Raw genomic sequence first — 9,308 nt, 5'->3', positions numbered from 1 at the left:
GCGCCGGCGGCCAGCGAGCCTGTCACGGCTCAGCCGGCTGTCGCTGCCCCGCCGCCTGTTGCCCAGCCTGCCGAGGAACCGGCCGACCTTGTCGGCGACCTCGACTGGGATCTTGACGAAACCACGCCTGAGCAGAATCGACATGTTGGCACGGCCCAAGCGGCCGACGCGGATATTGACGATCTTATGCTTGATGAACTCCAGGATCCGAACTCGGACACCATTGGCGATGTCGATTTCGACGATGATGCGTTGGACGCGGCATTGGCCCAGGGCCTTGATCCGCGTGACGAAGCCGCTCCCCGGGACAATTCGGCGGATTCTTTCGATTGGCTTGCGGAGCGTTCCCAACCGACAGAGCCGACGCGTTCGTGGAGCCGCGTGACGCCGGTTCCGCAGCAGCCGTCATTCAGCACGCAGCCTACGTTTAGCGCTCAGCCGGCCGCTTCGGTGGCATCATCCATGGCCGCAGCGCCGGCAGTCGCCGCCACGACGTCCTATGGTTCGTCCGAGCCGGTCGAAACCTTGGCTCCCGCTGCACCAGTATCGGCGCCGCAATCGCGCCAGCCGGCGCGTTACGAAGACATGCCCGATGTCGAGACGGTCGATGTGCCCGAGCGTGTCGTGGCGCTGGCGGACGATCTCGATATCCCCGAACTGCACTTCGAGGAAGACCAGCCGGCGTCGCCTGGCTATGACGATCTCGATGCCGAGTTCTCCAGCCTTCTCTCCGAGATGAACGCGGTGGAGGTCGCTGCCGCTCCCACAGGCAACGCGGCCGGCGCATCTTACGATGATGGCTCCTATGCCGCGGGCTTCAAGCCGGGCTATGACAGCCTCAAGCCGGGCTATGACGGGGTCAAGCCGGGCTATGAGGGGATCAAGTCGGGCTATGAGCCGGAAGCGCGAACCTATGCGGCGCGGCCGATGGAAATGTCTGCCCGCGCGGCGCCGCCTACGGGTTATGCCGACGCCTCGGGCTACGACCTCGACAACCTGCCGGGGAGCCAGCCGGCTTCCCAAGCCGATGATTTCACCGTCGATGAACTCGACTACGATCCCGAACTCGACGAGGAGATGGCTGTTCCGGGTCTCGGCGAGCGTGAGGCCGCAAGGCCGTCGCGCGGACGCGGCCTGTTCATCGCCGCGATTGTCGGCGCGGTCGCGGTCGCGGGCGGTCTCGGTGCCTTTGCGCTGTCCTTTGGCGGCAAGGGCGGCAGCGAAGCGCCCGTCATCGTCAAGGCCGACAACGCGCCGATCAAGGTCAAGCCGGAGAATCCGGGCGGCGCCGTGGTGCCCAACCAGGACAACAAGGTCTACGACGCGGTCAGGGGCGCCAAGCCCGCCGAGCCGGTCCAGGAAAAGCTGGTCACCAACACCGAAGAGCCGGTGGACGTGCAGGCGAAGGACCCGGCCCGCGCCATCGATCTTTCGCCGGACCAGAATGCAGCCGGCGCTGGAACCGATGTCGGCAACGCCGCGCCGATGGGCCGGCGCCGCTTTGGCCGACAATACGGCGCCAACTCCCAAGTCCGAGGACCGCATCGCGCAGGTGCTGCAGGATGCAGACAAGGGCACAAATGCCGATGTCGTCGCCATTGCACCGCGCAAGGTGAGGACCATGGTGGTCAAGTCGGACGGTTCGCTGGTGCCGCGTGAAGATCCGGCGGCGCCCGCCGCTCCGCAAGTGGCCGCTACCGAGCCGGTCGATCCGGCGCCGCAGCATGTCGCCCCGGCGGCGCAAGCCGATGCCGACCAGACCGGTACCGTGGCGCCTGCCGCCGCCCAGGCGGACGACGAGCCGGCCCTCAAGCCGGTGGCCAAGCCGAAGGCCGAGGCCAAGGCCCAATCGGCCAACACGCCGGCAAAGGTTCCGCTCGCGCCGCAGCGTCCGTCCGACCAGCCGGTCGATGTCGTCGGCGAGGTCAAGCCCGATCAGGTTGCGTCCATCGATCCGGCATCGACCGCGGCCGGCGGTGGCTCGTGGTCGATGCAGATCGCCTCGCAGCCGACCGTCGAAAGCGCCCAGTCCAGCTATCAGGATCTGCAGCGCCGCTATGGCAGCGTGCTTGCCGGGCGTACCGCCAACATCGTCAAGGCCGAGATCGCCGGCAAAGGCACGTTCTACCGCGTGCGCGTTCCGGCCCAGTCACGCAATGACGCGATCAATTTGTGCACCAGCTACAAGGCCGCCGGCGGCAACTGCTTCGTCTCGCGCTAAAGCCGGAGCCAACCGATTGAAAGCCGGCGCGGTCACCGCGCCGGCTTTTTTCATGGGGAAAGCATATCCGGCGTTGCCGTGGATGAATCCCTGGCGATTCCCTTTGATCGCACAAAGCCCTAAACTGCCGACATGACCGAATCAAAATCCATGATCCTCGGCTGCGCCGGGAAATCGCTCACCCGCGAAGAAATCAATTTCTATCGCAATGAATGCCCGTGGGCCTTCATCCTGTTTGCGCGCAACATCGGCGAGACCGAACAGATCCGCGATCTGGTCGCCGAGATGCGAGACTGCATAGGGCGTCCGGACGCGCTGGTGTTCATCGATCAGGAAGGCGGCCGTGTGCAGCGCTTGCGGCCGCCGCTGGCGCCGAATTATCCCGCCGGCGGCGCGCTGGGCGCGCTGTGGCGCGACGATCATGATGCCGGCGCCCGCGCGGCCTGGCTGATGGCGCGGCTGCATGCTTTCGATCTGTTACGCTACGGCATCACAGCCGATTGCCTGCCGGTGCTCGACGTGCCGATCGAAGGCGCCAGCGATGTCATCGGCGCGCGTGCCTACGGCAAGGACCCGCGACCCGTGATCGAGCTCGGCCGCGCAGCCGCGGAAGGGCTGATATCGGGCGGCGTGCTGCCGGTCATGAAGCATATTCCGGGCCATGGACGTGCCTTTGCCGACACGCATTTTGAACTGCCAGTGGTCAATGCCTCGCTCAGTGATCTGCAGCGGCATGATTTCGCCCCGTTCAAGGAGCTTAGCCATCTGCCGATGGCGATGACTGCGCATGTCGTCTACAGCGCGATCGACCCTAACAATCCGGCGACCACCTCCGGCAAGGTCATCGACGAGATCATCCGGCGCGAAATCGGCTTCGACGGACTGCTGATGAGCGACGACACATCGATGAAGGCACTTTCTGGGGATTTCCCGACAAAGGCGGCCTCGATCCTTGCGGCGGGCTGCGATCTGGTCCTTCACTGCAACGGCGTTTTCGAGGAGATGGCCGGCATCGCATCGCGCACCACTGGGCTTGAGGGCACGTCGCTGGAGCGCGCCAAGCGGGCGCTGACCTATATAAAGGACCGTGACACGGTCGAAGAAACCGAAATACGCGCCGAATTCGCCACCTACTTCGATGCGGTGGCATAGCAAGGGAAAGTGACAGGCAGTGGCGGAGACATTGGAAAGCAAGGCCGCGAAGGCCGCACCGATGGACCGTCTGTGGGCCGAAAATGACGATTCACGCGTCACCGGCGACCCGTCGCTGGTCGTCGACGTGGCCGGCTTCGAAGGTCCGCTCGATCTTCTGCTGCATCTTGCCCGCACCCAGAAAGTCGATCTGGCGCGCATTTCGATCCTGGCGCTGGTCGAGCAATATCTGACCTTTGTCGAGACGGCGAGGGCGCTCAGGCTGGAGCTTGCCGCCGACTATCTGGTGATGGCGGCATGGCTGGCCTTCCTCAAGTCCAAGCTCCTGATCCCCAAGCAGCCAGGCGACGAGGGCGAAAGCGGCGAGGAACTGGCGGCGGTGCTGCAGTTCCGACTGAAGCGGCTGGAAGCCATGCGCGACGCCTCGGCGCGTCTGGTCAACCGCAACCGGCTCGGCCGCGACGTGTTCGCGCGCGGCATGCCGGAAATGGTCATCATCGAAAAGCGCAACGCCTATTCTGCCTCGCTCTACGATCTCTTGACCGCCTATGCCCAGCAGCGCCAGAAGCAGGCGATCAACAATGTGACCATCGCCAGGCGCGGTGTCTGGTCGCTCAAGGACGCGCGCGACATCCTGACCCGCCTTGTGGGAGCCGTGAGCGACTGGACGACGATGGAGAGTTTTCTGATCGCGTACATGACCAGTCCCGAGGAGCGGCGCACGGCGATCGCGAGCTCGTTCGCTGCCACGCTGGAACTGGTGCGCGAAGGCAAGATGGATGTGCGGCAGGATCAGACGTTCGCGCCGATCTACCTGCGCGGCCGAACGCAGACAATCAAGGCAGTCGAGGTGGCATCATGAGCGAACGCGCCAACGCTTCGGTTGTCCCGTTCAAAGTCGGCGATGAACCCGAAGAGGGCCCGCTTTCCCAGGATCCGGCCGAGCAGCAGCTACAAAACCCGGCCGAGCGACTGCATCTGGCCGAGGCTGTGCGCATGGCCGAGGCGATCGTGTTCGCCAGCGCCGAACCCGTCAGCGAAAAGCAGCTTGCGGCACGCCTGCCGGACGGCATCAACATCGCCCTGGCCATGGCCGAACTGCAGCAGATCTATGCGCGACGCGGCGTCAATCTGGTGCGTGTCGGCGATGCCTGGGCGTTCCGCACCGCCGGCGACCTGGCTTTCCTGATGAGCAGGGATACCGTCCAGCAAAGGAAGCTCTCCCGCGCGGCCCTCGAAGTGCTGGCGATCATCGCCTATCACCAGCCGGTGACGCGTGCCGAGATCGAGGACATCCGCGGCGTCGAAACCTCGAAAGGCACGCTCGACACGCTGCTGGAAACGGAATGGGTGCGCATGCGCGGTCGGCGAAAGACACCCGGACGCCCGGTCACCTACGGCACCACGGAGACCTTCCTCGACCATTTCGCGCTGGAAGAGATCCGCGATCTTCCCGGCATGGAGGAACTGAAGGGGGCCGGCCTGCTTTCGGGCCGCATGCCGTCGAATTTCTCCATTCCGCAGCCGCCGGCCGATCCCGATGCATTGACCGACGACGAGGATGCGCTGACCGATATCGATCTCGAGGAACTCGGCCTGCTGACGCCGCGCGTCACGGAAGATTGACTGGCGTTGGCGGCCGATCTGTCGAGGATGCGCGGATTCGTAGCGGGGCCGCCACGTCGAAAATGCGTGACATCCGCCACCCTTTCATAAACTCTGTCGCAGTTGTGTTTGAATCCCAACGCGAAAACGCATAGATCATCGCCAGGGAAAACATTCGAGAGAGATTTGCTATGGGTTCATTTTCGATTTGGCACTGGATGATCGTGCTGGTGATCGTGCTTTTGGTGTTCGGCCGCGGCAAGATTCCCGAGCTGATGGGCGACATGGCCAAGGGCATCAAGAGCTTCAAGAAGGGCATGGCCGACGACGACGTTGCCGAAGACAAGCGCACCGTCGAACATCGTGCCGACGAGACCGTTGCGGCCGCGAAGGAAAAGGCCAGCAAGAGCTGAGCCCAAAGGTTCTAGTCGGAACAGAGTGTCATGTTTGAAGTCGGCTGGACCGAAATGCTGGTCATCGCGATCGTCATGATCGTGGTCGTCGGGCCCAAGGATTTGCCCAATATGCTGCGCACCTTCGGCCGCACGACGGCGAAGCTGCGCGCCATGGCATCCGATTTCCAGAAACAGTTCAACGAGGCGCTGAAGGAAGCCGAGCTCGACGACGTCAAGAAGTCCGTCGACGAGCTCAGGGGCATGAGCCCGATGGCCGAGATCAGGAAGCAGCTCAATCCGTTCGAACAGGCCGCGGCCGACGTTCGCTCCGGCGTCGACGCGGCGATGAAGCCGAAGCCGGCAGCCGATCCGGCAACGCCAGCCGCTTCGACCCCGCAGGCGGCCGAGCCGCTGAAGAACGGTGCAACGACCATGCCCGGCGTCAACGGACCGGAAGCAGCGCCGGCAGCGCCGATTTTCCCGGCGATGACCGACGAATCGGTGGTGACGTCATCGGTGCCGACGACACCCGTCGTGGCGCCGAAGGCGTCCACGGCGAAGAAGGCAGCCAAGCCTGCACCGTCAAGGGCGACGCCGGCTATAAAGGCTTCGGCAAATGGCGCTAAAGCTCCTGCAAAAACGGTCACCGCTAAGGCCACGCCTGCGCCCAAGGTGCCAGCGAAGCCGGTGACGGCGGCAATGCCTGAAACGCCCAGGGCCAAGACGCCCGCTGCGGCCAAGGTGATCGCGTCCAAGACCGTAGCGACCAAGACGGGGGCGAAAATCGAACCGAAACCTGCTGCGGCCAAGAAGCCGGCGGCCAAGAAGACGGCTGGAGCCGCCAAGTGAGCGTTTCGGACACCGAAAAGGACGAGATCGAGAAATCGTCGGCGCCGCTGATGGAGCATCTGATCGAGCTGCGCCGGCGGCTGATCTGGTCGCTGGGCGGTTTCTTCGTTGCCTTCCTGGTCTGTTTCTTCTTCGCCAAGAAGCTGTTCAACCTTCTGGTCGTCCCGTTCAAATGGGCGACGCAGTGGGCAGGCCTCGATCCGCACAAGGTCGAGCTGATCTACACGGCGCCGCAGGAATTCTTCTTCACGCAGGTCAAGCTCGCCATGTTCGGCGGCATGGTGATCGCCTTTCCGCTGATCGCCACGCAGATCTACAAATTCATCGCGCCCGGCCTCTACAAGAACGAGCGCAACGCCTTCCTGCCGTTCCTGATCGCGTCGCCAATCCTGTTCCTGATGGGTGCGTCGCTGGTCTATTTCTTCTTCACGCCGATGGTGATGTGGTTCTTCCTCGCCATGCAGCAGGCCGGCACCGACGATCAGGTGCAGATTTCGCTGCTGCCAAAGGTGTCGGAATATCTCAGCCTGATCATGACGCTGATCTTCTCCTTCGGCCTGGTGTTCCAACTGCCGGTGGTGACCAGCCTGATGACACGCGTCGGCATGCTGTCGTCCAAGGGGCTGGCCGAGAAGCGCAAATGGGCGATCGTCATCGCCTTCGTCGTCGCGGCGGTGCTGACGCCGCCCGATCCGATGAGCCAGATCGGCCTCGCCATTCCGACCATCCTTCTGTACGAGGTCTCCATCTGGGCTGCCCGGCTGATCGAGCGCGATCAGGAAAAGCAGCGCGTGGCACGCGAGAAGCAGGACGCGGCGGAAGAGGTCGCCGAGAAGAAGCCGGCGGACGCGTCCTCCACCTGAACGGCGCCGCCGCGTCTGGCCAGCCTCGATAGGAATTTTTTCTTGACCTGGTGAGGGCAGCTATGCTATGATTCTCGGTATGGTGCCGACTTGCGCCAGCGACCCGCCGTAGAGGCGGGTTTTTCATTTCAGGCTCTCCTCCGCCCTCAGCCGAAAGCGCGTCAAAGCGTGATCGCATGCTTGCGTTCCCCATGCCCCATCTTGCATCGATCGAGGATGCGGTTTACGCCCTCTGGCTGAAACGCATCGCACTGAAAGCGATGCGTTTCACTTTTGTTTGAAGCATGTCGTTGTCCCAAACCGCTGCGCACTTTGGGCGACATGCTACCCCGGAGCGTTCAAACCATGCTTGACATCAAATGGATTCGCGACAACCCGAAGGCCCTTGTCGAGGCGCTGGTGAAGCGCTCGTGGTCGGCTGACGAGGCGCAGTCCACGGTCGGCGGGCTGATCGCCTCGGACGAGGCGCGGCGCGAACACGTTACCGAGCTACAGACCAAGCAGGAGCGCCGCAATGCCGCGTCGAAGGAGATCGGCAACGCCATGCGTTCGGGCGATGCCGCCCTGGCCGAGACGCTGAAAGCCGAAGTCGGCGAGATCAAGGTCTTCATCCAGAACGGCGAGGCGCGCGAACGCGAGCTCGACAAGGCGCTGAACGATGCGCTGGCGGTGCTGCCCAACGTACCGTTCGACGACGTGCCTGTCGGCAAGGACGAGCACGACAATGTCGTCAAGCACATCGTCGGCAAGGTACCGACGCGGCCGAACTGGGTGAAGGAGCACTTTGAGATCGGCGAAGCGCTCGGCATGATGGATTTCGAGCGCGCGGCAAAGCTGTCGGGCTCGCGCTTTACGGTGCTGAAAAGCGGACTGGCGCGGATGGAGCGCGCGCTCGGCCAGTTCATGCTGGACCTGCATACGACCGAACACGGCTACGAAGAAGTGATCCCGCCGTTGATGGTCAAGGATAATGTTTTGTTCGGCACCAACCAATTGCCGAAGTTCGAGGAAGATCTGTTCTTCACGCCGCACGGGGAGGGCAGGCTTGGCCTGATCCCCACCGCCGAAGTCCCGCTCACCAACCTGGTGCGGGAAGAGATCACCGCGCATGAAAAACTGCCGCTGCGCTACACCGCGCTGACGCCGTGCTTCCGTTCGGAAGCGGGTTCGGCCGGGCGCGACACGCGCGGCATGCTGCGCCAGCATCAGTTCTACAAGGTCGAGCTGGTGTCGATCACCGATCAGGAATCGTCACTTGCCGAGCATGAGCGGATGACGCAATGCGCCGAGGAAGTGCTGAAACGGCTCGGCCTGCCGTTCCGCACCATGACGCTGTGCACCGGCGACATGGGTTTTGGCGCACGCAAGACCTATGACATCGAGGTCTGGCTGCCCGGCCAGAACGCCTATCGCGAAATCTCGTCCTGCTCGGTGTGCGGCGATTTCCAGGCACGCCGCATGGACGCCCGCTACAAGGACAAGGACGGCAAGGGCAACCGCTTCGTCCACACGCTCAACGGCTCGGGCACAGCCGTCGGCCGCGCGCTCATCGCCGTCATCGAAAACTACCAGAACGAGGATGGCAGCGTAACCATTCCTGAAGTGCTGCGGCCTTACATGGGCGGTCTGGAAAAGATCGAAGCGAAATAATGCGTATCCTCCTGACCAATGACGACGGCATTCATGCCGAGGGCCTGGCGTCGCTCGAACGCGTCGCACGTACGCTGTCCGACGATGTCTGGGTGGTGGCGCCCGAGCAGGACCAGTCCGGCTATGCGCATTCGCTGTCGATCTCGGAGCCGCTGCGGCTGCGCAAGATTGGCGAGAAGCATTTTGCCGTGCGCGGCACGCCGACCGATTGCGTCATCATGGGCGTCAAGAAGATCCTGCCTGGCGCACCCGACCTGATCCTGTCCGGCATCAATTCGGGCGCCAACATCGCCGACGATGTCACCTATTCCGGCACCGTCGCCGGCGCCATGGAGGGCGCGCTGCTCGGCATTCGCTCGATCGCGCTCAGCCAGGGGTACAGCTATGTCGGCGAAGATCGCGTCGTGCCCTACGAGACGACGGAGGCGCTGGCGCCGGCGCTGCTGAAGAAACTTGTCGCGACGCCATTGCCGGACGGCGTGCTGCTCAACGTCAATTTTCCCAACTGCACGCCCGAGGAAGTCGCAGGCACGGTGGTCACCTCGCAGGGCAAGCTCGTGCACTCCCTGTGGG

The 9,308-nt window shown here is 63.6% G+C and carries 10 protein-coding genes; all 10 read left to right on the top strand.

Annotated elements, in window-relative coordinates; translation table 11 throughout:
* Positions 1–186: 186 nt before the first annotated feature.
* Positions 187–1,659 carry a hypothetical protein gene (locus EN925_RS11270; protein WP_348630323.1) on the top strand — a complete coding sequence of 491 codons (1,473 nt, stop codon included), beginning with the start codon at positions 187–189 and terminating at the stop codon, positions 1,657–1,659.
* Complete coding sequence (locus EN925_RS41625; RefSeq protein ID WP_348630322.1) at positions 1,622–2,221, top strand: SPOR domain-containing protein; 600 nt, start codon at positions 1,622–1,624, stop codon at positions 2,219–2,221. The genes EN925_RS11270 and EN925_RS41625 overlap by 38 nt, the downstream gene beginning before the upstream one ends.
* Positions 2,222–2,353: 132 nt before the next feature.
* A complete protein-coding gene (gene nagZ, locus EN925_RS11265; protein WP_013531292.1) occupies positions 2,354–3,373 on the top strand; it encodes a beta-N-acetylhexosaminidase in 1,020 nt (339 codons plus the stop codon).
* Between the two features lie 61 nt (positions 3,374–3,434).
* The gene (locus EN925_RS11260) at positions 3,435–4,235 is read left to right on the top strand and encodes a ScpA family protein (protein ID WP_013531293.1); all 801 of its coding nucleotides are present in this window, start codon (positions 3,435–3,437) and stop codon (positions 4,233–4,235) included.
* A complete protein-coding gene (gene scpB / locus EN925_RS11255; protein WP_013531294.1) occupies positions 4,232–4,999 on the top strand; it encodes an SMC-Scp complex subunit ScpB in 768 nt (255 codons plus the stop codon). The genes EN925_RS11260 and scpB overlap by 4 nt, the downstream gene beginning before the upstream one ends.
* Before the next feature lie 170 nt (positions 5,000–5,169).
* A complete protein-coding gene (locus EN925_RS11250) occupies positions 5,170–5,391 on the top strand; it encodes a twin-arginine translocase TatA/TatE family subunit (protein WP_013531295.1) in 222 nt (73 codons plus the stop codon).
* 30 nt (positions 5,392–5,421) lie between these two features.
* A complete protein-coding gene (tatB, locus tag EN925_RS11245) occupies positions 5,422–6,222 on the top strand; it encodes a Sec-independent protein translocase protein TatB (protein WP_063168118.1) in 801 nt (266 codons plus the stop codon).
* Positions 6,219–7,085 carry a twin-arginine translocase subunit TatC gene (gene tatC / locus EN925_RS11240; protein ID WP_013531297.1) on the top strand — a complete coding sequence of 289 codons (867 nt, stop codon included), beginning with the start codon at positions 6,219–6,221 and terminating at the stop codon, positions 7,083–7,085. The genes tatB and tatC overlap by 4 nt, the downstream gene beginning before the upstream one ends.
* Positions 7,086–7,430: 345 nt before the next feature.
* A complete protein-coding gene (gene serS, locus EN925_RS11235) occupies positions 7,431–8,735 on the top strand; it encodes a serine--tRNA ligase (protein WP_127367245.1) in 1,305 nt (434 codons plus the stop codon).
* A partial coding sequence (surE, locus tag EN925_RS11230; RefSeq protein ID WP_128336535.1) for a 5'/3'-nucleotidase SurE occupies positions 8,735–9,308 on the top strand: 574 nt, incomplete at its 3' end. The genes serS and surE, both read left to right, overlap by 1 nt.

It is taken from the genome of Mesorhizobium sp. M7A.F.Ca.US.006.04.2.1 (assembly GCF_004022915.1).
Classification (GTDB): domain Bacteria; phylum Pseudomonadota; class Alphaproteobacteria; order Rhizobiales; family Rhizobiaceae; genus Mesorhizobium; species Mesorhizobium ciceri.
The sequence above is the reverse complement of the archived record's forward strand: the minus strand, read 5'-3'. Positions and strand labels throughout refer to the sequence as shown.

Excerpts from the sequence above, each read along its gene's own strand:
- nagZ (WP_013531292.1), top strand. The coding sequence starts at position 2,354 with ATGACCGAATCAAAATCCATGATCCTCGGCTGCGCCGGGAAATCGCTC.
- tatB (WP_063168118.1), top strand. The coding sequence starts at position 5,422 with ATGTTTGAAGTCGGCTGGACCGAAATGCTGGTCATCGCGATCGTCATG.
- scpB (WP_013531294.1), top strand. The coding sequence starts at position 4,232 with ATGAGCGAACGCGCCAACGCTTCGGTTGTCCCGTTCAAAGTCGGCGAT.
- serS (WP_127367245.1), top strand. The coding sequence starts at position 7,431 with ATGCTTGACATCAAATGGATTCGCGACAACCCGAAGGCCCTTGTCGAG.
- EN925_RS11260 (WP_013531293.1), top strand. The coding sequence starts at position 3,435 with ATGGACCGTCTGTGGGCCGAAAATGACGATTCACGCGTCACCGGCGAC.
- EN925_RS11250 (WP_013531295.1), top strand. The coding sequence starts at position 5,170 with ATGGGTTCATTTTCGATTTGGCACTGGATGATCGTGCTGGTGATCGTG.
- EN925_RS41625 (WP_348630322.1), top strand. The coding sequence starts at position 1,622 with ATGGTGGTCAAGTCGGACGGTTCGCTGGTGCCGCGTGAAGATCCGGCG.
- EN925_RS11270 (WP_348630323.1), top strand. The coding sequence starts at position 187 with ATGCTTGATGAACTCCAGGATCCGAACTCGGACACCATTGGCGATGTC.